Below are 23,274 nucleotides of genomic sequence, written 5' to 3'. Positions count from 1 at the left end.
CGCCCGGCCGCCCCATCGGCCCGGCGGGCCCGACCACCGCTGCCAGCCCTGCCAAGGAGCGCCGCCGTGCCAACGGCCGTCCCACCGTCGTCCGCACCGTCCACACTGTCCACTCCGTCCACCCCGTCCTCGACCGCCTCCGGCCCCGCCGAGTTGCTGCCCGAGGCCGTCCGGGTCGGGCGGGAGCCCGCTGCGAAGGGCGCCGTCCTCGCCGAGCGCGGGCCGGCCCGCCCCCGTGCCGCCTTCCGGCCCGACATCGAGGGCCTGCGCGGCGTCGCCGTGCTGTCCGTGCTCGCCTTCCACGCCGCCGTCCCCGGACTGACCGGCGGCTACGTCGGCGTCGACGTCTTCTTCGTGGTCTCCGGCTTCCTGATCACCGGCCTGCTGACCGGCCGGCCGCTCGGCCTGTGGGACTTCGCCGCCCGCCGGGCACGGCGGATCCTGCCCGCCGCCGCCACCGTCCTGGTCGCCACCGCCGCGGCCGGCGGCGCGCTGCTCGACCCGCTGCGCGGCACCGACCTCGCCCGTGATCTGATCGCCGCCGCCGGCCAGTTCGCCAACTGGCGCTTCGTCGGTCGACAGACGGACTACCTGGCGGCCGAACGCGACCCCAGCCCCCTGCAGCACTTCTGGTCGCTGGGCGTGGAGAACCAGTTCTACCTGCTCTGGGGCGTCCTGCTGCTCGGCCTCGCCCGCTACCTGCACGGCCGGCGCCGCACCCTCGCGATCACCCTCGCCACGGTCGGCATCGGCGGCGCCTCGCTGGCGCTGTGCCTGCGCTGGACGCAGACCTCGGCGCCGCTCGCCTATTTCTCCACCGGCAGCCGGCTCTGGGAGTTCGCGGCCGGCGCCTGCGCGGCCCTGCTCGGGGGCACGCTCGCCACGCGCACCGAACGGCGCCCGGTGCGGTGGTCGCTGCGGCTGCTCGGCTGGCTCGGCCTGGCGGCCGTCGCCGTACCGACCGTGCTGTACGACCGCACCACGCCCTTCCCCGGCTCCGCCGCGCTGCTGCCCGTCCTCGGCACCGCCGCCGTCCTGCTCGCCGGACACGGCCCCGGCCCGCTGCGCGCCGTCGACGCCGGACGCCTGCTCGCCATCCGCCCGCTGCGCGCCGCCGGGCGCCTCTCGTACGCCTGGTACCTCTGGCACTGGCCGGTGCTGACCATCGCCCAGGCCCGCTACGGCGCGCTGCCCTGGCCCACCCTGGCCGCGCTGACCCTGGCCGCCGCGCTGCCCGCCTGGCTCACCCTGCGCCTGGTCGAGCAGCCGCTGCGGTACGGCAGCAGCCCCGCCCCCCGGCGCGGGCTCGCCGTGGGCGCGAGCGCCCTGGTCATCCCGCTGATCGCCGCGCTCACCCTCGGCGGCGGCACCGTACGGGCCCTCGGCGACACCTCCACCGGACCCACCGCCGCACCCGCCGGGGCCGCCGACGGACCCGGTCTGCTCGCCCCCGGCACCCGGGTGCCGGCCCTCACCCCCTCACCGGCCCGCGCCCGGGAGGACTTCCCGCCCGGCAAGGGCTGCGAGATCCCGCTCAACGCCGACAGCAGCCCGCGCTGCCTCTTCGGCGACGAGAACAGCCCCGACCGGATCGTGCTGCTCGGCGACTCGCACGCCGGACAGTGGATCTCCGCCGCCCTCACCATGGCCGAGCAGCGGCACTGGGCGCTGGAGGTGCTGGTCAAGCCCGGCTGCCCGCTGGCCACCCTGACCGTGCGCAACACCGTGCTGGGCCGCACCTTCGAGGAGTGCGACCGCTGGCGCGAGAACACCCTCACCCGGCTCACCTCCGGCCCCAAGCCGCGCCTCGTCCTGATGGCCGGCCTCAACCGCTACGGCAGCCCGGAGCAACGCACCGAGGGCTGGACCCGCACCCTCGACCGCCTCACCGCGCTCGGCGCCCCGCTCGCCTACCTCGGCGACACCCCGATGCCCGGCAAGGACATCCCGACCTGCCTGGCCGCCTCCGACGGGCGTTCGGACGCCTGCTTCTTCCCGCGGGACACCGCCTTCGAGCCCGACCCACTGCTGGACGGCGGGCTCGCCGCCCGGTACGGCGTCCGGACCCTCGACCTCGGCGCGCTGCTCTGCCCCGGCAGCGGGCCCTCCTGCCCGGCGGTGCTGGAGGGCGTGGTGCTGTACCGGGACACCGGGCACATCACGGACACGCTGGCCCGGGTGCTGGCACCGCGGCTGGACAAGGGGCTGCTGGGGGCTCCCGCAGGCCCGGCCGTCCCGCCGGCCCCGGCCGTCCCGCCGGCCCCGGCAGGCCTGCCGGGGCCGGCGGTCCCGAGCGTTCAGCCGTAGACGCTGCGGCAGAGCCGGGCCTGCTCCGAGCCGGCCGGCCAGCGGCCGACGCGTTCGGCCTGGTCGCAGAGGGTGCCCGGGCCGGAGTTCGGCACCGGCGCGCCCGCCCCCGGACCCGCCGGGGCGGGCGCGCCCGCGCCCCCGCGGGCCGGGGCCGTGGCGCGCGGGCTGTGGCCGGGCTTCGGGTGCGGGCTCGCCGAGGCGTGCTGGGCGGCCGCGGCGCCGGGGTCGGCCGTCGCCGTCGCCGCCGTGCTCACCTGGCCCGGGGCGGGGGCCGGGACGGGCGCCGGGAGCGGCGAGGGCGCCGGCGTCGCGGGCGGCGGGGAGACCGGCAGCGGCCGCGAGGCCGGGTCCGAGCCGGACGGCGAGGCCCCCGGCAGGGCCGTCACCCGCAGGTCGTCGCCCGACCCGGGCCCGCACGTCACCAGGGCGGAGGCCAGCAGGGCGCCCGTCCCCACCACCGCGGCCACCCACACCCCGCGCGAGCGGCGCCGCCGCGGGACGGGAACGGGCGCCGGAGGAGGCGCCGCCACGGGGACCGGAGGGGGCTGCCACGCGTCCTGCGGCCACTGCCACTGCCCTCCGGTGGGCTGCCCAGTCATCTGCTCGTCCTTCCAGCGGCCCCCCTTCGTACCTTCCCGTGCTCAACGAGCGCGCCGACGCGGGGACATGACCCGGAAGAGGGGTCTGGACGGGCGTTGATTGCCGCCGCGCCACATGCTGGGGGTCATGGAGACCAACAGCACGTCCGCGCCCCTGGTCGAGGTGGCCGAGTTCCGGACCGACAGCCGCTACCGCCTCGTCCACTTCGAGGGCCACGGCTGGGAGCCGCTCGCGCCGGAGGAGTTCGAACCGCGCGTCCACCAGCTCTTCCCCGACCTCGACCCGCGCGACCCGCAGCGCGTCCACTGGGCCGACCGCCCCTGGGAATGGCCCGCCTGGCACCCCGGCGAGGCCTGATCCGGCGCTCCGCGCCAGGCCTGACTTCGTTAGGCTGAGCGGGTGAGTGTGGATCACTTCTGGCGCCGCCTACCGGGTCGGGCCGTGGACACCTGCTCGCCGGAGGAGCTCGGCGAACTCGTTCCCCGCGACCGCGACGTCCGCTACGACCGGCTGGCCGCCGCCGGGCTCGCCCTGGGAGTCCGGCGCACCGCCGCGCTGATGGAACTCGCCCTCACCGAGAACGGCCTGCACCCCGACCCGGCCGCCCGGCTCCCCGTCTACGGCGGCGGGCGGCGCGAACCGGGCACCGAGATGCCGGTGCTGAGCCCCGAGCAGGTCGCGGCGGCCTCAGCCTTCCTGCGCGACTCGGCGCTCGGCGAACTCGTCCGCCAGCAGGACGGCGTCCTCGCTCGTACCGTGGCGCACCTCGGCTACCCCGCGCCCTGGTCCGAAGCGGTGGCCGCCCTGGTCGTCAACGACCTGCGCGAGCTGCGGGACTTCTTCGCCGGCGCGGCCGCCGCCGGTGACGCCGTGATCGTCCGGGAGGCGGAATGAGCGACGGCCGCCCCGCCGGCACCGCGGGCTGCGGGGAGTCGGCCGAGCACCTCACCGTCCTGGGCGGGCTCCGGACGGCGGGGCGCCGTGGGCCGAAGGTCTCGAGCAGCCTGCGGCCCGGTTCGACGACGACGTCTGACCGCTGAGCCCCCATCGCGAGGACGGTGGGACTCCCGCTATCGGAACTCGGTGTTCCGCTTCGAGGCGGTGGGCGCTACGGTGCGCGCATGAAGATCATCCTTTCCGGTTTCCGCGTCTTCGTGACCGCGCTGGTCGAGGGCGATCCGCTGTGGCCCGCGGGGACGCTGTTCCTGGGGGCGATCGTGACCGCGCTCGTCATCGCCGCGGTCCGCGCCTCCCGGGCGGGTGTGTCGGGCCGCTGAGCGGCGGTGCCGTGCTCGGGAAGTCGGCGTGGCCGACTTCCCGTGCCGGGGGTCACCGGGTGCCGAAGTCCTCTTCGGCCAGGCGGGTGGCCCAGCGGGTCAGCGCGGGGGTGAGCGGTGGGTGGGTGAGGCCGGCCGCGGTGGCGAGGCGGTCGGCGGAGGTGGTGTCGTAGCGGTCCTCGGAGAGGAAGGTGAGGGTCTCCGGGTCGGCGCCGGTGAGGGCGCGGGGGAGGCGGCGGACCAGGCGGACGGGGACCAGGCCCCGGGGTGGTCGGACGCCGAGGTGGGCGGCGAGCAGGGCGATCAGGTCCGGGAGGTGGGGCGTCGCCGGGTCGAGGACGGTGTGGGCCAGCAGCGGGCCGCGGTCGTGCTCGGGGACGGCGGCCAGGAAGCGGGCCAGGTGGTCCACGGTGACCACGGGCAGGAAGGTGCGCCGACTGCCGGGCAGCAGGGGGAGCCGGCCGCGGTGGAGTCGGCGGACCAGCTGGGCCAGGCCGAGGTACTGGCCGGCCTCGCCGGTCCGGGAGTGGCCGATGACGCTGCTCGGGTTGACGGCGGTGAGCGGTACCCCCAGTCGCGGTGCGGTGACCCGGACGGCGGCGTCGCCGAGCTGCTTGGAGGCCTCGTACGCGCCGAGGCGGGTGTAGAGCGCGGCGGTGGCGGCTTCGTCGAGCGGGTACCGCGGGTCGGGGTCGCGGCCGACGCGGTAGCCGGAGAGGTGCACCAGGCGGCGCAGCCGGGGGCGGGTGGCGGACCAGTGCAGCGCGTGCAGGGCGCCGTGGACGTTGGGGGGTTCGGCCTGGGCCCGGGTGAGGCCGAAGTCGTAGCGGGCGGCGAGGTTGTGGACGTCGCGCACCTCGGCGAGTCGGGCGTCGTCCTCGGGGGAGAGGCCGAGGCCGGGCCGGGTGAGGTCGCCGGTGACGGTGGTGAGGACGGTGTCGTCGGCGTCGTGCTCGCGCAGCCAGCGGCGGAGGGCGTCGGCGCGGCCGGTGTCGCGGACGGTGGCGGCCACCGGCTCGCCGCGGGTGAGGAGTTCGAGGACCAGCCAGCGGCCGAGGAAGCCGGTGGCGCCGAGGACGAGCGTGCGGGGCGGCGGGGCGGTCGTCATGCTGCGCTCCAGGAGGATGGGAAGGACTCGGGAATCAGTAGACCGGTCTGCATATTTTTCGGGGACGAGAGAGCGCGCGCCGCGCGATGGGCGGCGCGCGCGTGCTCGGCTACTCGCCGGGCTTGCCGAGCAACCGCCGGACGGCGTACCGGGCGTGGTCCAGCGGTTCGCGGCTGCGGCGGACGGAGGCGAGCAGGACCGCGCCCTCCAGCAGGGCGAGGGTCTGGCCGGCGGCGGTGTCGGCCTCGGCCGGTCCGAAGCCCTCGGCCTCCAGGCGGGTGCTCAGGACCCGCTGCCAGCTCGCGTACACCTCGGCGCAGACGGTCCTCAGTGCCTCGTTGGTGCCCGCGGTCTCCAGGGCGACGGTCGCGATCGGGCAGCCGCTGGTGTAATCGGACCGCTCCAGGCGTTCGGCGAAGGCCTCGACGAGCCGCTCGGCGAGAGCGGCGGTGTCGGCGTCCCCGCCCTCGCCGGGCGGTGCGGTGAGCAGCGCCTCGACCTCCTGGCCGGCCTCGGTGAGCGCGGCCGTCACCAACTGGTCCTTGCCGCCGGGGAAGTGGAAGTAGAGCGAGCCGCGCGGGGCGCCGGTGGCGGCCACGATCCGGTTGAGGCCGGTGCCGAAGTAGCCCTGTGCCTCGATCAGTTCCCTGGTGCCGGCGATCAGCCGGGCCCGGGTCTCCTCGCCCTTGACTCCCATGCGGCCGATAGTAGACCGGTCTGCATATTCCTGTCGACGGCCGGTCGACGGGTGGTCAGATCGCGGGACCGCGGGATCAGCAGTGCCGGTCGGGCGGGTAGCCGGTCCAGCGCAGCTCCGCGGGCAGGTGGCCCTGGTCGTTGACCAGCAGGACGGCCGGCGGCCGGCCCGGCGCGTACCGCAGCACCGTCAGGCCCGCGTTGGCGGCGTTGAGGCCCAGCCAGCGCCAGGCCGGGGCGTCCAACGCGTGCCGCAGCAGCCAGCCGATCAGGAAGGCGTGGGTGACGACCAGCTCGTGCCGGTCCTCGCCGCCCGGCACCGGCCCGGTGAACCGCTCGACCGCCCGCGGTGCCAGCACCGCGCCGGCCGCGCACTCCTCCGGGGTGGCCTGGGCGAGGAAGTCCAGCAGGAACTCCGCGCTGTCCGGCGGGAGTTCGTCCCGCGCCGGGACGTACGGGACGTAGTCCCCGGCCTCCTCGCACTCCACCGGCGCCACGCCGTCGAGCCGCTCCGCGACCAGCCGCGCGGTCTGCGCGGCCCGGGGGAGCGGGCCGTGGTGCAGCGCCGCGATCGGCCGGTCGGCCAGCCGCCGGCCCAGCAGGACGGCCTGCCGGCGGCCGGCCTCGCTGAGTCCGGTGCCGTCGGGCGCGGCCTCCCCGTGCCGGGCCAGGTAGAGGTAGCGGGTGGCGAGGTCGGTCATGCTCCGGGGTCTCCTCGGTGGTCGACTGGCGTGACCGGTCGGCGACCGGCCTTCCGGGAGCGACGCCCGGCCGCCTCCCCGCGGTTCCGGCTCAGCCGGCCCGGGCCGCCAGGTGGGCCTCGTCGAGCAGGGCCAGCTCCTCGGCCGACAGCCGCAGCGCCCCGGCGGCGATGTTGTCCTCCAGGTGCGCGACGTCACCGGTGCCCGGGATGGCCAGGACGTGCGGGCCGCGGTGCAGCGTCCAGGCCAGGCGCACCTGGGCGGTGCTCACCCCGCGCGCCTCGGCCACCGCCCGGACCTGGGCGGGCTCGGTGCCGCCCGTCTCGCCCGTGCCGCCCTCGCGCCCGGCGCCGGCGATCGCGTAGAAGGGGACGAAGGCGATGCCCTGCTCGCCGCAGAGCCGCAGCAGCTCGTCCTGCGCGGCCGAGGCGCCGATGCCGTACGGGTTCTGCACGCAGACGACGGGGGCGATGGCGCGCGCCTCGGCGAGCTGCTCCGGGTGGACGTTGGACAGGCCGAGCCGGCGGATCAGCCCGGCCTGCCTCAACTCGGCCAGGGCGCCGAAGCGTTCGGCGACGGAGTCGGTGCCGACCACGCGCAGGTTGACCAGGTCGAGGTGGTCGCGGCCGAGCTGGCGCAGGTTCTGCTCGACCTGGGCGCGCAGCCGCTCGGGAGTGCGGGCGTGCTCCGCCCAGTGTCCGTCGATGCCGCGGGCCGGGCCGACCTTGGTGGCGATCACCAGGTCGTCGCCGTAGGGCGCGAGCGCCCGGTTGAGCAGCTCGTTGGCGGAGCGCAGCGCGGAGAAGTAGAAGGCGGCGGTGTCGAAGTGGTTGACGCCGAGTTCGAGCGCGCGGCGCAGCACCCGCAGGGCCTGCTCGCGGTCGCGCGGCACGGCGTGCGGGACGAGGGCCGGGCCGGTCTGGGGCAGCCGCATGGTGCCGAAGCCGATGCGGTGGACGGGGCGGTCGCCGAGGGTCCAGGTGCCGGCGGCCGCGGCGGTCACGGTGGCGGGGGCAGGGGCGGCGGAAGCGGTGTTCGCACCGGTGTTCGCAGTCATACCGGTCATGATCGCCAATGCACTAGCCTGACCGCCAACGATTCGACCATGTGTGAATCCACGGGGGTGGGGGTCCTGTCGGCCGAACTGTCCTTCACGGCCGGCGACCTGGCGCGGATGCGCTTCGCGGTCTGCCCGATGTGGGAGGTCGGGCCGAGCCTGCGGCTGCTGCGCTCGGGGCTCGCCCACCCCGTCCACCGGCCGTGGGCGGAGCAGGTACGGTCCCGGCTGGCCCCGCTCGGACCGGCGTACGCGCTGCTCGCCGAGCTGGTCCGGCCCGCCGGGTACGTGCCGGACTTCCTCAACCCGGCCCCCACCGGGCCCGCCCCGAGCCTGGCGGAGGAGCTGGCCGCGATCCGGGCCACCCCGCAGGAGCGGGTCCGCCGCGACCTCGACCGGCTCGGCCGCGAGGGCGACGGGCTCGGCCCCCGGCTGCGCGCCCTGCACGGCGACCCGGCGGCCGGGCTGGGGCGGCTCACCGAGGCGGTCGAGGCGTACTGGGAGCTCGCGCTCGCCCCGTACTGGGCGCGGATCCGCGCCGTCCTGGACGCGGACGTGCTGCACCGGGCCCGGCAGGCCGCCGAGCACGGCGCGGCGCGGGTGCTCAACGACCTGCACGCCGAACTCCGCTGGACGGAGGACACCCTGCGGCTGCGCCACCGCACCCGCCCGCTGCCGGGCCGGCCGGCCGGGGCGGGCCTGCTGCTGGTGCCCTCCGCCTTCACCGGACCGGCGCTCTACACCCGCCTCGCCCCGCCGGACCCGCTGCAGCTCGCCTACCCGGCGCGCGGCATCGGCACCCTGTGGTCGAGCGCCCCGCCCGCCGGCACCGAGGCCCTGGCCGCCGTCCTCGGCCGCTCCCGCGCCCGGCTGCTGACGGAGCTGGCGTCCCCCGCCTCCACGACCGAGCTCGCCCGGCGCACCGGCCTGTCCCCGTCGGCGGTGTCGCAGTACCTGACGGCCCTGCGGGACGCCCGGCTGGTCAGCGCCCACCGGGCGGGGCGGTCGGTGCTGTACGCGCGGACGGCCTCGGCGGAGGCGCTGCTCGCACCACTGGGCGACGGGTGATCGTGCGCTCATCCGACCGTCGCAATGTCAGCCCGGATGTCGGTGTCGTCCGGCCGACCGGGCCGGACGCCCGTAGCGTGCTGGACATGGCACCCCATCGGCACCCCAAGGACCCCGGACACCCCCGGCAGCCCCGACGCCCCCGGACCGCCCTCGTCGCCGCCCTGCTCGGGGCCGCCGTCGGCACCGTCGCGCTCACCGGGGGCCCCGTACGGCCGGTCACCCCGGCCGCCGACGCCCCCGCCCCCGACGGCCCGGCCACGGGCGTCCCCGCCGGCGCCCCCCGGTTGCGCGCGGCCGGTGCGCCGCCGACCGTCTACGCCCACCGCGGCGCCTCCTCCGCCGCCCCCGAGAACACCCTGGTCTCCGACGAGGTGGCCCGTCGGGCCGGTGCCGAGTGGATCGAGGACGACGTCCAGCCCAGCCGGGACGGCGTCCCGTACGTGCTGCACGACGACACCGTGGACCGCACCACCAACGGCACCGGCCGGATCCGCGACCTGACCGCCGCCCAGCTGGACGCGCTGGACGCCGGCTCCTGGTTCGCCCCCGCGTACGCCGGCACCCGGCTGCCGACCCTCGCCGCCCAGCTGGAGGACCTGCGCACCCGCGGCGGCAGGCTGCTGCTGGAGGTCAAGGGGCCGCACACCCGCGACCAGGTCGCCCGGATCGTCCGGGAGGTGCGGGAACACGGCATGACCGACCGGGTCTTCGTCCAGAGCTTCGAGGTGGACGCCTTGCGCCTGACCCGCGAACTCGCCCCCGAACTCCCGCTCGGACTGCTCCGCGCCACCCTGGACCCCGACCCGGTCGCCACCGCCCGCGACCTCGGCCTGGCCGCCTACAACCCCTCGGACGACGCGCTCGCCACCCGCCCCGGGGTGCTCCAGGACCTGCACGCCGCCGGGGTGGCCGTCAACGTCTGGACCGTCGACCAGCCCGCCCGCTGGCAGGCCCTCGCGGCGGCGGGTGTGGACGGGATCATCACCAACCGCCCGGCGGAGCTGGCCGGTTGGTACACGGCATGGTCCGCCTCCGGCGTCGCCCGTTAGGCTGCCCGGTGTGGAGCAGGAGAACGCGACGCACACCCGGCCGCTCGACGACCGCGCCGCGCAGGAGTGGGTCCTGCGGCACTTCGGCCGGCTGCCGGAGCCACAGGGCACGCTGACCGCCTTCGACGGGCGCCTCGTCATCGACCTGGACACCCGGGTCGTCACCCTGGACGGCCGCGGGGCCCGGCTGACCCGCTCCGACGTCAGACTGCTGCGCGCCCTGATCGATCTGGGCGAGGGCGTGCACGAGCCGCACTCGATCATGGGGCGGGCCTACGGCGCGTCGCTCCACCCCCACGAGCTGACGTACCCGATGACCGTCCTGAGGTGGAAGCTCGGCGAGCCCTCCTGGATCGTGCGGACCGACCAGGGCTACGGCCTGCGGCCCCCGGAGCCGCCGCTCCCCGCGGGCCCGGCGTAGGACCACGGCCGAGAGGCGTGCGGCCGGACCCGGCGCGCCGGGCGGGCGGGCGCTTCTGGGAGAGTGCGGGTATGACGATCCCGCTCCTTCGCTGCGCCGTCCTGGACGACTACCAGGGCGTCGCCACCAGCCTCGCCGACTGGTCCCCGGTGACCGACCGGGTCGCCGTGACGGCCTTCCGCGAGCACTTCGGCTCGGAGGAGGAACTCGCCGCCGCGCTCGCCGACTTCGACATCGTGGTCACCCTGCGCGAGCGGGTGCCCTTCCCCGCCTCGCTGTTCGCCCGACTCCCGAAGCTCCGGCTGCTGGTCGCCTCCGGCATGCGCAACTCGGTGATCGACCACGCCGCCGCCGAGGCGCACGGGGTGACGGTCTGCGGGACGGCCAGCTCCTCCACCCCACCGGTCGAACTGACCTGGGCGCTGCTGCTCGGGCTCGCCCGCGGCCTCGTTCAGGAGAACACCGCGCTGCGCCAGGGCGGGCCCTGGCAGAGCACCGTCGGCGCCGACCTGCACGGCCGGGTGCTCGGGCTGCTCGGGCTCGGCAGGATCGGCAGCCTGGTCGCCGGGGTCGGGACGGCCTTCGGCATGGACGTGGTCGCCTGGAGCCGGAACCTGACCGACGAACGGGCCGCCGCGGCGGGCGTGCGCCGGGCCGCGACCATGGAGGAACTGCTCGGCGAGAGCGACTACGTCTCGATCCACCTCGCGTCCAACCCGGGCACCCGGGGGCTCATCGGCGCCACCGAACTCGCCCTGATGAAGCCCGAGGCCTACCTGGTCAACACCTCCCGGGCGGCGGTCGTCGACCAGGGCGCGCTGCTCGCCGCGCTCACCGGCGGCCGGATCGCGGGGGCCGCCGTGGACGTCTTCGACCTCGAGCCGCTGCCCGCCGACCACCCGATGCGCACCGCGCCCCGGCTGCTCGCCACCCCGCACCTCGGCTACGTCACCCAGGACAACTACCGGCGCTACTACGGCGAGGCGGTGGAGGACATCGCGGCCTTCCTGGCCGGCGAACCGATCCGCCGACTGGGCTGACACCGGCGCCACCGGCCGCGCCCGGGTCGCATACTGACCGCATGGCTGACCGTATGGCTGACCACAGGACTGACCGCCGGACTGACCGCCGGACGAGCGGAGACGTGCGGCCGGGACCGGACCGGCGAGGGGTGCTGCGGGCGGGCGCGGCGGCGCTGCTGCTGGGCGCGGCGGGGTGCGGCAGCGGGGACGGACCGCGGGCGGCGGGGTCGGGTTCGGCCGCCGCACCGACCGGAGCGCCGAGCGGGGCGCCGACGCCGCTACCCACACCGACCGCGATGCCCACCGCGACGCCCACCGTGTCCCCCGCCCCGCTGCCCCGGCCGCCGCTGTGGCAGCCCGGCCCGTCGGAGGTCCAGCCCGACGTCAAGCGCCGCGCCGTCGAGCTGGTCGCGGCGCTGGGTGCCTGGCCGCCCGGCGGGCAGGGCGTGGAGGCGGCCCGGGCGCGGGTGGCGGCGCTCGGGCTGCCGCCCGCGCTGGCCGACCAGGCCGGCCCGCTGGCCCCGGCGGCGCCGGAGGCGAGCCTGGAGGTGATCGTCGCCCAGTACGGCGGGATCCTCGACGACTCGGCGAGCGTGCTGGTGGTCTGCCGGCAGTGGACCAGGGGCGCGGACGGCTCGGTGGCGGAGGGCGGCACCACCGTGGACGTCCGGCTGAGCCGGGCCGAGCCGCGCTGGACCGTCACCGCGCTGCACCCCGGGGTCGCGGGTCCGGCCGCCGCCGCACCGCCCCCGGCGGTGGCCCGGGTGCTGGCCGAGCCGAGGATCGAGCTGCCGCCCGAGGCGGCGGCCGACCTGCGCAGCGGCACCGTCCACGACAGCGCGCTGGAGGCGATGCTGCGGCTGGCCGGCCCGTACACGCTGTCGGTGAGCGTGGTGCGGACCGGCCACCCGCTGGACGTCTTCGGGACGACCCGGCCCAGCGACCATCCGCCGGGCCGGGCCTTCGACGTGTGGCGGATCGACGGCATGGCCGTGGTGGATCCGGCGACGCCCCGGCAGCTGATCGCGTCCTTCATGCGGGACGCGGCCGCCGCCGGGTCGTACAACGTGGGCGGTCCGGTGGCGATCCCGGGCGCCGGCAGGCAGTTCTTCACCGACGACACCCACCACGACCACTGCCACGTCGGGTTCGACCACTAGCGGTACGCCGTAGGTCAGCTGACGTTGACGCCGCTCCAGGCCGCGGCGACGGCGTTGTACTCGGTGCTGTTCAGGCCGTAGAGGTCCTTGGCCGCGTTCAGCGAGGCGGCGCGGGCGCCCTTGTAGTTGGTGGTGGAGGTCATGTAGACGGTCAGCGCGCGGTACCAGATCTTGGCGACCTTCTGGTTGCCGATGCCGGTCACCGTGGAGCCGTTGCAGGTGGGGCTGTTGTAGGTGAAGCCGTTGATGGTCTTGCTGCCGCTGCCCTCGCTGGCCAGGTAGAAGAAGTGGTTGCCGACGCCCGAGGAGTAGTGCACGTTCAGCTTGCCGACCGAGCTGCTCCAGCAGTCCGCCGAGGAGCCGTCCAGCGAGGGCTTGTCGAAGCGGCGCAGCCACGGCGGGGTGGACTGGTCGCTGAACAGGTAGTCGGGGGTGTCCACCTTGTTGTTGGCGTACCACTCGACCATGGTGCCGAAGATGTCGCTGGTGGACTCGTTGAGGCCGCCGGACTCGCCGCTGTAGCGCAGGTTGGCGGTGGCGCTGGTGACGCCGTGGGTCATCTCGTGGCCCATGGTGTCGAGGTCGACCTGCTCCGGGTCGTGCGAGCCGTCGCCGTCGCCGGTCATCATGCAGAAGCAGCTGTCGGACCACTGGGCGTTGTCCCAGTTGGTGCCGACGTGGACGAAGACGGTGGCGCCCTTGCCGTCGTTCTTGATGCCGTTCCGGCCGAAGGTGTTCTTGTAGTAGTCGTACGTCCAGGCGGTGTTGGCGTGGGCGTCGACGGCCGCGGTGGAGCGGTCGGCGGAGAACTTCTTCCCGTCGCCCCAGACGTTGGTGGGGCTGGTGAAGGCGGTGCCGGAGGTGGCCTTGACCGAGCTCGACGAGAGGTTGTGGGCGTCCTTGGTGACGTGGCCGCGGACCGGGTCGGTCAGGGTGTAGCCGCCGCTGACCGGGGTGGTGTCGATGGTGATCGTGCCGGTGTACTCGGAGTTGCCGGTGCCGGAGGCCTGGTGCTCGGCGTCGTAGGACTCGATCTGCTCCCCGGTGGTGGCGTCGGTGACCACGACCTTGCCGGCCGGCTCGCCGTGCGGGCCGGAGCCCTCGACGGTGGTGCGCCAGGCGAGGCGGGGGGTGCCGTCGGCGGCCCAGACGACCAGCTCGGGGGTGCTGACGGCGTCCCGGACGCCCGGGGCGGCGGAGAGCGCGTCGGCGGCGCCGGACTGCGCGGGCACCTTGGGGACGGTCGACTTCACGGCGGCTTCGTGGGCGGCCGCGCGGGTGGTGTCCTTCAGCCGGCCCTTGGCGTCCTGGTGGACGACCAGGTCACCGCCGACCACCGGCAGGCCCTGGAAGGTGCGGTCGAAGCGGACGTGCGAGGTGCCGTCGGCGTCGAGCACGACGTCCTTGAGCACCAGGTCCTGGCCGGAGCCGAAGCCGAACACCGCGGCGTTGTGGGCCACGTTGGCGCGGGCCTGGGATATCGCGGCCGCGCGCGGGTCGGCCGCGGCGGCGGCCGTGGCGGCGGGGACGGTCGCGCCGGCGAGGGCGGCGACGACCGCGATGGCTCCGGCCACGCGGGCACGGCGGAAGGAGGACGTGGGGGTCACTCGGAACTCCAGTGGGGGTGAGCTGCAGGGAAAGGAGCTGCGTCAGAGATTGACGGCGGTCAGTCAGGTGCAGCTAGAGGGAAGGTCATAACTTTGCCAAGTTGTGTCCTTTGTCGATCAAAAATGATCGAAAGTTAACAAGCGCTCCACAGTGCGGTCGTGACGATCGACTACGCGTACGGAGTGTTGGCACTGGGACGGGCGCGCCCTAGGCTTCCGCCCCATGGACGGATGGGTGGGGGCCTGGACCGGCGGGCGGGCGGCGGTCCACGTGGGCGACGTCGCGGACTTCAACGCGCAGTTCCTCGCCGCCTCCACGGACGGCGCGCAGCGGCTGCGGCGCCTGCGGCACGCGCACCACTACGCCTGCCTGGCCGTCGGCTACAGCCCCGAACCGGCGGTGCTGGTGCTGCCCGCCGAGGTCGCCCCGGAGTGGACCGACTGGCTGGCCCGGGAGTTGGCCTGGGGGCCGGTCGAGGTGCACAGCGGCGTCGCACCGGACCGGACGGTGGCCGAGGCGCTCGCCGCCCGCCCCGCGCTGGCGGCGCGGATCGCCGACTCCGGCCGCCCGGTGATCGGTTGGGGCCGGACGGCCGCCCAGGGCGAAGGGCCCGAGCTGGCCGCCGTCCGCCACTACGAGTCCAAGGCCGCCGCGCACGACCTGTTCACCGCCCTCGCCCCCGCGCACCCCGGCATCCGCCCGCCGCGCCAGGAGCGCCCGGAGAACCGGCGACGGGCCGCTCGTCAGCTGACCGCCCGCGCCGCCCGGGGCATGACCACCGTGCTGAAGAGCCCGTACGGCGTCGGCGGCTACGGCACCGTCGTGGTCGAGCCCGCCGAGCTGTTCGCCGCGGGCGGCGGCCGGGCCCTGCTGCGGCGCCTGGTGGCGACCGAAGTCCTGCCGGCCGAGGGCGCGTTGCTGCTGGAGGAGTACGTCGACCCGGGCCCGGGCGCCCGGCTGCGCGACCTCACGTTCGACGCGGTGGTCGGCCCGGACGGCACCGTCCACCCGGTCGGCGCGGGCGCCATGGAGGTGGCCGGCACCCGCTACCAGGGCGTCACCGTCGGCCCCGGCGCGGTGCCGCAGGGCGCCGCCGCCACCGCCCGCCGGTTCACCCTGGCGGTGGGGGAGCGGCTCGCCGCCGACGGCTACCGCGGCTGGTACGACGTCGACTTCGTCACCGACCGGGAGCGCCGGCTCGCCCCCACCGAGATCAACCTGCGGCTCACCGGCCCGGCCGTCGCCTTCGCGCTGGCCGCCCGGCTCGACGAGGTGCGCGGCCCCGGCCACCTGGTGCGCACCCTGGACGGGATGCCGCTCGGCGCCCGGCTCGCCCCGGCGGCCCTGCACGACCACCTGGAACGGCTGCGGCCGCGCTGCGCCCGACTCGGCGTCACCCTGCTGCCGCTGATCCCGACGGCGGGCCACGAGCCGGAGCCCACCGTCGGCCTCGCCCTGGCCGGCCCGGACGCCGAGGCGCTGGACGCGGCCGAGGCCCTGGTCACCGCGGCCAACCACGGACTGGCCCGGATGTTCGAGGCACTCAGGTGAGCGCCGGTCAGCCCTTGCTCCCCGGCCGCGGCTTGCGCAGCAGGAACGTGACCACCACGACGGCCGCGAGCATCAGCGGGACGTTGAAGACCAGCACCAGCGCCGTCTCCCGCGGCCAGTCGGTCGCGCCGGTGAGCCGGTACAGGTTGTCCTGCGGCCACCAGGAGGCGAGCAGCCAGAACACCGCCAGGTAGGTGAGCAGCGAGAGCCGGAACGAACGGCCCTGGCGCAGCACCACCGGAAGGCCGGAGAAGAGGAAGGCCATCCCGGCGCCGAAGGCCAGGTTCTCGCAGAGGTAGAGGAATTCGAAGACGGTGGCGTAGCCGGACGGCACGGCGGAGACGTCCGTGGAGCCCGGGAAGAAGTCGTCGGTGGTCACCCAGGCGAAGAAGGCCCCGATCACGACGCACAGCACGGCGAAGCAGCCCGTGGGGTTTTCCGCCCCGGCTCCGCCCCCGGCCTTGCCGCCGCCCTTGCCCCGGGCGCGGCCGCCCGCCTTGGCCGAGCGCGGGGCGGTGTGCTCCGGCGGAGCGGGCAGCGGCAGGGCCGCGCGGTCCAGCTTGCCCGCCCGGGTGCGCGGCAGCTCCGGCACCGGGACGACCGCCGCGGGCACCTGCCCGGCCGGCAGCTCCGCGGTCAGGTACTGCGAGAGCGACCAGCCGTCCGCGCCCTCGCCCTGCGGCACCGTCACCGCGTAGCCGACCAGCCGGCGCTGCCCCGGCCGCACGTCCACCTCCACCACGGCGGCCTCCCGCACCGCCGGGTGCGCGCGCAGCACGCCCTCGACGCGGGCCGCCGCCGCCACCCGGGAGACCACCGACCCCTTGCGGGCCTGCGGGACCGGCCCGAGCGCGTTCGCGGCCCGGCCGACGAACTCCAGCACGCCGTCCGGCCGCAGCCGCCCGATGTCCCCGGTCAGCAGCACCCGCCCGTCCGGGTCGAAGTCCGCCCGGACGAAGCGGCGCCCGGTCTCCTCGGGCCGGTCGAGGTAGCCGCGGACCAGACCGGGGCCGGCGATCGCGATCTCCCCGGCCGAGCCGGCCCCGGTGGGGGTGCCGTCCGGGCCGAGCACGTACACCCGGGTGCCGGGGAAGGGGCGGCCGACCAGCGAGACCCGCTCGGCGCCGTCGGCGGCGGCCGCGCCCCGCACGTCGAAGTAGGTGCTGTCCACGGTGGCCTCGGCCAGGCCGTACACGTTCAGCACCCGGGCGTGCTCGCCGAGCAGCCGCTGCAGGCCCAACTGCTCGTCCAGGTACCACTTCTCGGCGCCCACGGTGAGCAGCCGCACCCCGGGCAGGCCGCCGCCGGTCCGCTCCAGGAGGGCGGTGAGCCGGCGCGCGGTGCGCACGTTCAGCTCCAGCACGGTGATCCGCTCGGCGGCCACCAGGGCGGGCAGCGCGCCCAGGTCGGCGGTGCGGTCCAGGGTGAGGTTGAACGGGGTGACCACCAGGGTGGCGCCGGAGCACAGCGCGCGGACCCAGTCGGCGGTGAAGACGTCGAACTCCAGGCTCGCCGTCTGCAGGATCCGGTCCTCGGCGGTCAGCCCGTACACCTCCCGCCAGCCCTCGTACGCGGCGAGCAGGTTGCGGTGCTCGACCAGCGCGCCGTTGGGCGGGCCGGTGGAGCCGGAGGTGTAGAAGACGCAGGCGAGGTCCTCGGGCGCGACCTCGGGCGGCTCGAACGGATCGCCTCCGCCGTCCGGTTCGACGCCGTCGACGCAGACCAGCGGCGCCCCGCTCGCGTCCACCAGGCGCACCCGGTGCACCTCCTCGGTCACCACCACGTCCGGCGCCGCGTCGGCCAGGACGTGCCGCAGCAGCGCGTCCGGCGCGCTCGGCTCCAGCGGCACGTACGCCGCGCCCGCCTTCAGCACCGCCAGCAGCGCCACGTACACCTCGGTGCCCCGGCCCAGCGCCACCGCCGCCCGGCCGCCCGGTGCCAGGCCGCGCTCCGCCAGTACGGCGGCCAGGCGCCGGGCGCGCCCGTCCAGCTCCCCGTACGTCAGCTCGCGCCCGCCGCAGCGCACGGCCACCGCCGCCGGCGCCCGGCGCGCCTGCTGCTCGACCAGCCCGTGCAGGGTCCGGGCCCGCTCGGTGTCCACGCCCATCCCGCCTCCCCCTCGTCCTCTCGTCCCCTCGTCCCCTCGGAGGCACGATCCTCCTCCCAACTCCCTTCGGGCAACAGGGTTGTGGCGGGTCCACCCTTCGGACGGCCCGGCCCCGCCGCGGCGAACGGTTGTAGTCTGCACGCGGACGGACGGCACCGGGCCCGTCCGGTGCCGCGATCGGAGACCCACCCCATGAGCAAGCCCTTCGACGGCCCGCTGCTGCGCACCCAGGACGTGGACGTGGTGCGTGACGGCCGGTACCTGCTGCGCGGGATCAGCCTGGAGATCCAGCCCGGCGAGCACTGGGCGCTGCTCGGCCCCAACGGGGCGGGCAAGTCCACCCTGCTCGCCCTGCTCGGCGCGGTCTCCCACCCCACCCGCGGCGAGGTGGACGTGCTCGGCCGCCGGCTCGGCCGGGTCGACATCCGCGAGCTGCGCGCCCACCTCGGCCACGTCAACCCGCGCCATCCGCTGCGCTCGCCGCTGACCGTGCGCGAGGTGGTGCTCACCGGCTACGCCAACACCATCGAGCCCGAGCTGCACCGCAAGCCCGCCCCGGAGGTGCTGGAGCGGGCCGAGCTGCTGATCGAGACGCTCGGCATGGGCGCGATGGCCGAGGCCCCGTGGACCACCCTCTCCCAGGGCGAGCGCGGCCGGGCCCTGATCGCCCGCGCCCTGATGCCCAGCCCCCGCCTGCTGCTGCTCGACGAGCCCGCCACCGGGCTGGACCTGACCGCCCGCGAACTGCTGCTGGACAGCCTGGACCTGCTGCGCCACCAGCACCCGGACCTGGCCAGCGTGCTGGTCACCCACCACCTGGAGGAGCTGCCGGAGAGCACCACCCACGCCCTGCTGCTGCGCGGGGGCGCGTGCGTGGCGGCCGGGCCGGTGGCGGAGGTGATGACCACCGAACTGATCAGCGAGACCTTCGGCCACCCGATCCGGATCAGCCGCCACGAGGGCCGGTGGACGGCCCGGGCCGCCGCCCGACGGGCACCGGGAAGGTAACGGTTCAGGGGGTGGGTGTAGACGCTGGGACATCCATACGTAAGGTATGCCTTAGCTAACGACGGGGGTCCGCCCCCGCCGACCCCCGCAGAACCACGGCACCCTCATGCCCTTTTCCGTTGGAGCCCGCATGTCCGCCCGTCGCCGTTCCACCGCAGTCGCGCTGCTCACCCTCGCCGTGACGACCGCAACCCTGGCCGGCTGCTCCTCCAAGAAGGACGACAAGGCGGCGTCCTCCGACGCCGTGAAGGTGAACGCGACCGACACCGCGTGCGAGGTCTCGAAGACCACCTTCCCGGCCGGTCACGTCGTGCTGGACATCAGCAACAAGGGCTCCAAGACCACCGAGGTCTACGTCTACGGCGCCGGCGACAAGATCGTCACCGAGCGCGAGAACATCGGCCCCGGCACCAAGGCCAGCATCAACGCCGAGATCAAGGCGGGCTCGTACGAGATCGCCTGCAAGCCCGGCATGGTCGGCGACGGCATCCGCCAGAAGATCACCGTGACCGGCGAGGGCGGCAGCGCCGCGCCCGCCGACCCGCGCCTGGCCGGCGCCGTCGACGCCTACCGCACGTACGCCCAGCAGCAGGCCGACGCCACCATCCCGGCCGTCCAGGCGTTCGCCGACGCGATCAAGGCCGGCGACCTGGAGAAGGCCAAGTCGCTGTACGCGCCCTCGCGCACCGGCTGGGAGCGCACCGAGCCGGTCGCCGAGAGCTTCGGCGACGTCGACCCCAAGACCGACACCCGCGAGGACAAGGTCGAGGCTGGCCAGCAGTGGACCGGCTGGCACAAGCTGGAGAAGTCGCTCTGGGCCGACGCCAGGATCGGCGACGACGAGAAGAAGCTCGCCGACCAGCTGGTGGCCGACCTCAAGGACTGGCAGGCGAAGATCCCGTCCGCCGAGATCACCGCGACCAGCATGGCCAACGGCGCCAAGGAGCTGCTGGACGAGGTCGCCACCAACAAGATCACCGGTGAGGAGGACCGCTACAGCCACACCGACCTGGCCGACTTCCAGGCCAACGTCGAGGGTGCGCAGAAGGCCTACGAGCTGCTGAAGCCGGTCGCCTCCGAGAAGGACGCGGACCTGGCCAAGACGCTGGACTCCGAGTTCGCCGCCATCAACGCCCTGCTCGCCAAGTACAAGCAGGCCGACGGCACCTTCACCTCCTACGACAAGGTCACCGAGGCCGAGCGCAAGACCTTCTCCGACGCGGTCAACTCGCTGGGCGAGCCGCTGTCGAAGCTGGCCGCCGCCGTGGTCGCCAAGTAACCGACCCGCACCACCCGCTCCACCGACGCCGCGGCGGCCCGACCGGCCGCCGCGGCATCCGTGGGTCGGCGCACAGCCGCTCAGCACCACCGCAGTTGAGCACCCGAGCAGTTCAGCCAGCAGAGCATTTCAGTACCGAGAAGGGCCCGCCCGCCGATGGACGCCGAGAACGAGCAGCAGAACGGGACGCCGGCCACCGCCGACGCCACCGCCACCGACGCCGCCGCGAGCAGCAAGGGCGCGGTCAGCCGCCGCGCCGTCATCGGCTGGGCCGGTGCGGGTGTCGCGCTCGGCGCCGCCGCCGTCGGCTCGGTGGCCGCCGCCACCCGGCAGGACGACCCGGCCCCCGCGGCCGCCGCCGTCCCGGCCGGTGCCGAGGTGCCGTTCTACGGCGACCACCAGGCCGGCATCGCCACCCCCGTCCAGGACCGGCTGCACTTCGCCGCCTTCGACGTCTCCGAGAAGGCCACCCGCGAGTCCCTGGTCAAGCTGCTCAAGGAGTGGACCAAGGCCGCCGCCGCGATGACCGGCGGCCGCGAGGTCGGCACCGGCGCCGCCACCGGCCTGCCCGAGGCCCCGCCGGACGACACCGGCGAGGCCCTCGGCCTGCCCGCCTCCCGGCTGACCCTCACCATCGGCTTCGGCCCGACCCTGTTCGAGAAGGACGGTGTGGACCGCTTCGGCCTGAAGGCCAAGCGCCCCGACGCCCTGATCGACCTGCCGGGCTTCAAGGGCGACAAGCTCGACCCCACCCGCAGCGGCGGCGACATCTGCGTCCAGGCCTGCGCCGACGACCCGCAGGTCGCCGTGCACGCGATCCGCAACCTGGCCCGCATCGGCATGGGCACCGTCAACATCCGCTGGTCCCAGCTCGGCTTCGGCAAGACCTCCTCCACCACGCCGGACGCGCAGACCCCGCGCAACCTGATGGGCTTCAAGGACGGCACCCACAACATCGCGGGCACCGACACCGCGAAGCTCGCCGACCACGTCTGGGCCGCCCCCGGTGACGGCCCCGAGTGGATGACCGGGGGCTCCTACCTGGTCGCCCGGCGGATCCGGATGCACATCGAGACCTGGGACCGCACCTCGCTCAAGGAGCAGGAGGACGTCTTCGGCCGCACCAAGGGCGAGGGCGCCCCGTACGGCAAGGCCAAGGAGCACGACGCGCCCGACCTCAAGGCGATGCCCGCGGACTCGCACGTCGCGCTCGCCCACCCGGACGCCAACAGCGGCCTGATGATCCTGCGCCGCGGCTTCTCCTTCACCGACGGCACCGACGGCCTCGGCCGCCTGGACGCCGGCCTGTTCTTCCTCGCCTACCAGCGCGACACCCGCAAGGCCTTCGTGCCGCTGCAGACCCGCCTGGCGGCGAGCGACAAGCTCAACGAGTACATCCAGCACGTCGGCTCCGCCCACTTCGCCTGCCCGGCGGGCGTGCGCAAGCCGGGGGAGTGGTGGGGCCAGGCCCTGTTCGGCTGAGGCCCCTGACCCACCCCCGTCCGTACCACCCTCTTCACCCCCAGGAGGCCGCGTGTTCGGCAACTACCTGATCGGCCTGCGCGAAGGCCTCGAAGCCAGCCTGGTCGTCTGCATCCTGATCGCCTACCTGGTCAAGACCGACCGCAAGGACAAGCTGCCGCCGGTCTGGCTCGGCGTCGGCGCGGCCGTGGTGCTGTCGATGGCCTTCGGCGCGGTCCTGCAGTTCGGCTCCTCGCAGCTCACCTTCGAGGCCCAGGAGGCGCTCGGCGGCTCGCTGTCGATCATCTCGGTCGGCCTGGTGACCTGGATGGTCTTCTGGATGCGGCGCACCGCGCGGCACCTGAAGACCGAGCTGCACGGCAAGCTGGACGCGGCGCTCGCGATGGGCACCGCGGCCCTGGTGGTCACCTCCTTCCTGGCCGTCGGCCGCGAGGGCCTGGAGACGGCGCTGTTCATCTGGTCGGCCGTGCAGGCCACCGGCGACGGCTGGAACCCGCTGATCGGCGCGGCGCTCGGCCTGCTCACCTCGGTGGTGCTCGGCTGGCTGTTCTACCGCGGCGCGCTGAAGATCAACCTGGCCAGGTTCTTCACCTGGACCGGCGCGATGCTGGTCGTGGTCGCGGCCGGTGTGCTCGCCTACGGCGTGCACGACCTGCAGGAGGCCGGCTGGCTGCCGGGCCTGCACAGCACGGCCTTCGACATCTCCAGCACCATCCCCAAGGACAGCTGGTACGGCACCCTGCTGAAGGGCGTCTTCAACTTCCAGCCCGACCCGACGGTGCTGCAGCTGGTGGTCTGGCTGCTCTACCTGGTCCCCACCCTGGCGTTCTTCTTCAACCTCCTCGGCGGCGGCGGCAAGACCACGCCCGCCCAGCCCGCCACCGCCACCCCGGCCGCCTGACCGGCGGACACTCCCCCGACACCGCCCCGCCCGGCCCCGCCGGACGGGGCGGTGTCGTCATTCCGTCATTCCGTCATTCCGTCGTTTCGTCGTTCCGTCGTTTCGTCATGAGTGCGTCACAGCCGCAACCGGTCCGGCCGTGGGTGTCGTGGTGGGGGGTGAACATCCCGATCGACCACCCGTGGGGGGAACATGACCGTTCGCAGGCCTGCCGGGCTCGCCGCCGCAACCGTGGCGGTGCTCGCCGCTGCCGTGCTGCTGACCGCGTGCGACGACGGCGCCGGGACGGGCGCGCAGCCGGCGCCGACGGTGACCGTCACCGGGGCGGTGTCCGCGCAGCCGACGAGCAGCGGCAAGGCCGCCGTGCCCGGGGCGACACCGACCGGGCCGCTGGTGTCGCAGTCGGCCGGCGCGCGGTGCGCGGCCGACGAACTCAAGGCCACCGTGCAGCTCCAGGAGGCCGGTTCGGCCATGGTGACGCTCACCAACAAGGGCAGCCGGACCTGCACCCTGTTCGGCTACCCGGGCTACGGCGGACTGCGGCCCGACAACGGCGCGGACCCCCTGCCCGTCAAGCGGGAGCCGCACCCCGGGGCGCCGACGGTGATCACCCTCAAGCCGGGGACGACCGCCTTCTCCGGCCTCAAGTGGAGCTCCTGCGACAAGGCCGACCCGAGCTGCCACGTGATCGGCGGCCTGCGGCTCACCCCGCCGGACGAGACCAAGCAGCTGACCGCCGAGGTGCTCGGCCTCGACGGCAAGCCGGTCCTGCAACTGCCCGTCTCCGCCCAGGGCCTGACCACGGGCAGCCTGCAACCCTCCAACCAGGGCGTGGTGTTCGCCGGGCCGTGACGCGAAAGCCCCCG

22 protein-coding genes are annotated in these 23,274 nt (G+C 75.2%); 15 read left to right on the top strand and 7 right to left on the bottom strand.

Annotation, left to right across the window (positions count from 1 at the left end; all coding sequences use genetic code 11):
• Positions 1-66 precede the first annotated feature (66 nt).
• Positions 67-2,307, top strand: coding sequence for an acyltransferase family protein (locus ACIRD3_RS14455; RefSeq protein WP_402215530.1), 2,241 nt, complete (start codon positions 67-69; stop codon positions 2,305-2,307).
• On the opposite strand, the gene ACIRD3_RS14450 is transcribed toward ACIRD3_RS14455, so the two are convergent.
• On the bottom strand, positions 2,298-2,909 hold the full coding sequence (locus ACIRD3_RS14450; protein ID WP_402215528.1) for a hypothetical protein: 612 nt from the start codon (positions 2,907-2,909) through the stop codon (positions 2,298-2,300). The two genes, ACIRD3_RS14455 and ACIRD3_RS14450, sit on opposite strands and share 10 nt — an antisense overlap.
• Before the next feature lie 127 nt (positions 2,910-3,036).
• Here ACIRD3_RS14450 and ACIRD3_RS14445 point away from each other — a divergent pair, with 127 nt between their 5' ends.
• The 3 genes from ACIRD3_RS14445 (at position 3,037) to ACIRD3_RS14435 (ending at position 4,187) form a co-directional block, all read left to right on the top strand.
• Positions 3,037-3,267, top strand: a complete 231-nt coding sequence (locus ACIRD3_RS14445) for a hypothetical protein (RefSeq protein ID WP_355262023.1) — start codon at positions 3,037-3,039, stop codon at positions 3,265-3,267.
• A gap of 42 nt (positions 3,268-3,309) precedes the next feature.
• Complete coding sequence (locus ACIRD3_RS14440) at positions 3,310-3,804, top strand: hypothetical protein (protein ID WP_402215525.1); 495 nt, start codon at positions 3,310-3,312, stop codon at positions 3,802-3,804.
• A gap of 227 nt (positions 3,805-4,031) precedes the next feature.
• Positions 4,032-4,187 (top strand): hypothetical protein, encoded by a 156-nt coding sequence (locus ACIRD3_RS14435; protein ID WP_402215523.1) that lies wholly within the window; start codon positions 4,032-4,034, stop codon positions 4,185-4,187.
• Between the two features lie 52 nt (positions 4,188-4,239).
• Here ACIRD3_RS14435 and ACIRD3_RS14430 read toward each other — a convergent pair whose 3' ends face one another.
• The 4 genes from ACIRD3_RS14430 to ACIRD3_RS14415 form a co-directional block, all read right to left on the bottom strand.
• Entirely contained in the window at positions 4,240-5,295 is a 1,056-nt protein-coding gene (locus ACIRD3_RS14430) for an SDR family oxidoreductase (RefSeq protein ID WP_402215521.1), read from the bottom strand.
• Between the two features lie 109 nt (positions 5,296-5,404).
• Positions 5,405-5,992: a TetR/AcrR family transcriptional regulator gene (locus ACIRD3_RS14425; protein ID WP_402215519.1), complete on the bottom strand. Its 588-nt coding sequence runs from the start codon at positions 5,990-5,992 to the stop codon at positions 5,405-5,407.
• A 76-nt stretch (positions 5,993-6,068) separates the two neighbouring features.
• Positions 6,069-6,692 carry a histidine phosphatase family protein gene (locus ACIRD3_RS14420; RefSeq protein ID WP_402215516.1) on the bottom strand — a complete coding sequence of 208 codons (624 nt, stop codon included), beginning with the start codon at positions 6,690-6,692 and terminating at the stop codon, positions 6,069-6,071.
• A 91-nt stretch (positions 6,693-6,783) separates the two neighbouring features.
• A complete protein-coding gene (locus ACIRD3_RS14415; RefSeq protein ID WP_402215513.1) occupies positions 6,784-7,749 on the bottom strand; it encodes an aldo/keto reductase in 966 nt (321 codons plus the stop codon).
• A 48-nt stretch (positions 7,750-7,797) separates the two neighbouring features.
• Here ACIRD3_RS14415 and ACIRD3_RS14410 point away from each other — a divergent pair, with 48 nt between their 5' ends.
• From ACIRD3_RS14410 to ACIRD3_RS14390, 5 genes are all read left to right on the top strand, one after another.
• Positions 7,798-8,817 carry an ArsR family transcriptional regulator gene (locus tag ACIRD3_RS14410; protein WP_402215509.1) on the top strand — a complete coding sequence of 340 codons (1,020 nt, stop codon included), beginning with the start codon at positions 7,798-7,800 and terminating at the stop codon, positions 8,815-8,817.
• 86 nt (positions 8,818-8,903) lie between these two features.
• Complete coding sequence (locus tag ACIRD3_RS14405; RefSeq protein WP_402215506.1) at positions 8,904-9,869, top strand: glycerophosphodiester phosphodiesterase; 966 nt, start codon at positions 8,904-8,906, stop codon at positions 9,867-9,869.
• A 10-nt stretch (positions 9,870-9,879) separates the two neighbouring features.
• Positions 9,880-10,290, top strand: coding sequence for a hypothetical protein (locus ACIRD3_RS14400; protein ID WP_402215503.1), 411 nt, complete (start codon positions 9,880-9,882; stop codon positions 10,288-10,290).
• Positions 10,291-10,361: 71 nt separating this feature from the next.
• A complete protein-coding gene (locus tag ACIRD3_RS14395) occupies positions 10,362-11,330 on the top strand; it encodes a D-2-hydroxyacid dehydrogenase family protein (protein ID WP_402215500.1) in 969 nt (322 codons plus the stop codon).
• Positions 11,331-11,608: 278 nt separating this feature from the next.
• Positions 11,609-12,472, top strand: a complete 864-nt coding sequence (locus ACIRD3_RS14390; RefSeq protein ID WP_402215497.1) for a hypothetical protein — start codon at positions 11,609-11,611, stop codon at positions 12,470-12,472.
• Between the two features lie 14 nt (positions 12,473-12,486).
• On the opposite strand, the gene ACIRD3_RS14385 is transcribed toward ACIRD3_RS14390, so the two are convergent.
• Positions 12,487-14,079 carry a M4 family metallopeptidase gene (locus tag ACIRD3_RS14385; protein ID WP_402215494.1) on the bottom strand — a complete coding sequence of 531 codons (1,593 nt, stop codon included), beginning with the start codon at positions 14,077-14,079 and terminating at the stop codon, positions 12,487-12,489.
• A 223-nt stretch (positions 14,080-14,302) separates the two neighbouring features.
• Here ACIRD3_RS14385 and ACIRD3_RS14380 point away from each other — a divergent pair, with 223 nt between their 5' ends.
• Entirely contained in the window at positions 14,303-15,631 is a 1,329-nt protein-coding gene (locus ACIRD3_RS14380; RefSeq protein ID WP_402215491.1) for a hypothetical protein, read from the top strand.
• 7 nt (positions 15,632-15,638) lie between these two features.
• Here the strand turns inward: ACIRD3_RS14380 and ACIRD3_RS14375 are convergent, their stop codons facing one another.
• The gene (locus ACIRD3_RS14375) at positions 15,639-17,738 is read right to left on the bottom strand and encodes an amino acid adenylation domain-containing protein (protein ID WP_402215488.1); all 2,100 of its coding nucleotides are present in this window, start codon (positions 17,736-17,738) and stop codon (positions 15,639-15,641) included.
• Between the two features lie 192 nt (positions 17,739-17,930).
• Between ACIRD3_RS14375 and ACIRD3_RS14370 the strand changes: the two genes are divergently transcribed.
• The 5 genes from ACIRD3_RS14370 (at position 17,931) to ACIRD3_RS14350 (ending at position 23,260) form a co-directional block, all read left to right on the top strand.
• Positions 17,931-18,746 (top strand): ABC transporter ATP-binding protein, encoded by an 816-nt coding sequence (locus tag ACIRD3_RS14370; protein WP_402215485.1) that lies wholly within the window; start codon positions 17,931-17,933, stop codon positions 18,744-18,746.
• A gap of 130 nt (positions 18,747-18,876) precedes the next feature.
• Positions 18,877-20,025, top strand: a complete 1,149-nt coding sequence (efeO, locus tag ACIRD3_RS14365; protein ID WP_402215482.1) for an iron uptake system protein EfeO — start codon at positions 18,877-18,879, stop codon at positions 20,023-20,025.
• Positions 20,026-20,181: 156 nt separating this feature from the next.
• Positions 20,182-21,507 (top strand): iron uptake transporter deferrochelatase/peroxidase subunit, encoded by a 1,326-nt coding sequence (efeB, locus tag ACIRD3_RS14360; protein ID WP_402215480.1) that lies wholly within the window; start codon positions 20,182-20,184, stop codon positions 21,505-21,507.
• A 52-nt stretch (positions 21,508-21,559) separates the two neighbouring features.
• On the top strand, positions 21,560-22,408 hold the full coding sequence (efeU, locus tag ACIRD3_RS14355) for an iron uptake transporter permease EfeU (RefSeq protein WP_402215477.1): 849 nt from the start codon (positions 21,560-21,562) through the stop codon (positions 22,406-22,408).
• Between the two features lie 192 nt (positions 22,409-22,600).
• Positions 22,601-23,260 (top strand): DUF4232 domain-containing protein, encoded by a 660-nt coding sequence (locus ACIRD3_RS14350; protein ID WP_402215474.1) that lies wholly within the window; start codon positions 22,601-22,603, stop codon positions 23,258-23,260.
• Positions 23,261-23,274: the final 14 nt, after the last annotated feature.

The organism is Kitasatospora sp. NPDC093550 (assembly GCF_044764985.1).
In the GTDB taxonomy this organism is placed as follows: domain Bacteria; phylum Actinomycetota; class Actinomycetes; order Streptomycetales; family Streptomycetaceae; genus Kitasatospora.
The sequence above is the reverse complement of the archived record's forward strand: the minus strand, read 5'-3'. Positions and strand labels throughout refer to the sequence as shown.

Excerpts from the sequence above, each read along its gene's own strand:
- ACIRD3_RS14445 (WP_355262023.1), top strand. The coding sequence starts at position 3,037 with ATGGAGACCAACAGCACGTCCGCGCCCCTGGTCGAGGTGGCCGAGTTC.
- ACIRD3_RS14395 (WP_402215500.1), top strand. The coding sequence starts at position 10,362 with ATGACGATCCCGCTCCTTCGCTGCGCCGTCCTGGACGACTACCAGGGC.
- ACIRD3_RS14420 (WP_402215516.1), bottom strand. The coding sequence starts at position 6,692 with ATGACCGACCTCGCCACCCGCTACCTCTACCTGGCCCGGCACGGGGAG.
- efeO (WP_402215482.1), top strand. The coding sequence starts at position 18,877 with ATGTCCGCCCGTCGCCGTTCCACCGCAGTCGCGCTGCTCACCCTCGCC.
- ACIRD3_RS14450 (WP_402215528.1), bottom strand. The coding sequence starts at position 2,909 with ATGACTGGGCAGCCCACCGGAGGGCAGTGGCAGTGGCCGCAGGACGCG.
- ACIRD3_RS14350 (WP_402215474.1), top strand. The coding sequence starts at position 22,601 with ATGACCGTTCGCAGGCCTGCCGGGCTCGCCGCCGCAACCGTGGCGGTG.
- ACIRD3_RS14425 (WP_402215519.1), bottom strand. The coding sequence starts at position 5,992 with ATGGGAGTCAAGGGCGAGGAGACCCGGGCCCGGCTGATCGCCGGCACC.
- ACIRD3_RS14380 (WP_402215491.1), top strand. The coding sequence starts at position 14,303 with ATGGACGGATGGGTGGGGGCCTGGACCGGCGGGCGGGCGGCGGTCCAC.
- ACIRD3_RS14415 (WP_402215513.1), bottom strand. The coding sequence starts at position 7,749 with ATGACTGCGAACACCGGTGCGAACACCGCTTCCGCCGCCCCTGCCCCC.
- ACIRD3_RS14430 (WP_402215521.1), bottom strand. The coding sequence starts at position 5,295 with ATGACGACCGCCCCGCCGCCCCGCACGCTCGTCCTCGGCGCCACCGGC.
- ACIRD3_RS14435 (WP_402215523.1), top strand. The coding sequence starts at position 4,032 with ATGAAGATCATCCTTTCCGGTTTCCGCGTCTTCGTGACCGCGCTGGTC.
- ACIRD3_RS14370 (WP_402215485.1), top strand. The coding sequence starts at position 17,931 with ATGAGCAAGCCCTTCGACGGCCCGCTGCTGCGCACCCAGGACGTGGAC.
- ACIRD3_RS14405 (WP_402215506.1), top strand. The coding sequence starts at position 8,904 with ATGGCACCCCATCGGCACCCCAAGGACCCCGGACACCCCCGGCAGCCC.
- efeB (WP_402215480.1), top strand. The coding sequence starts at position 20,182 with ATGGACGCCGAGAACGAGCAGCAGAACGGGACGCCGGCCACCGCCGAC.
- ACIRD3_RS14375 (WP_402215488.1), bottom strand. The coding sequence starts at position 17,738 with ATGGGCGTGGACACCGAGCGGGCCCGGACCCTGCACGGGCTGGTCGAG.
- ACIRD3_RS14410 (WP_402215509.1), top strand. The coding sequence starts at position 7,798 with ATGTGTGAATCCACGGGGGTGGGGGTCCTGTCGGCCGAACTGTCCTTC.
- ACIRD3_RS14390 (WP_402215497.1), top strand. The coding sequence starts at position 11,609 with ATGCCCACCGCGACGCCCACCGTGTCCCCCGCCCCGCTGCCCCGGCCG.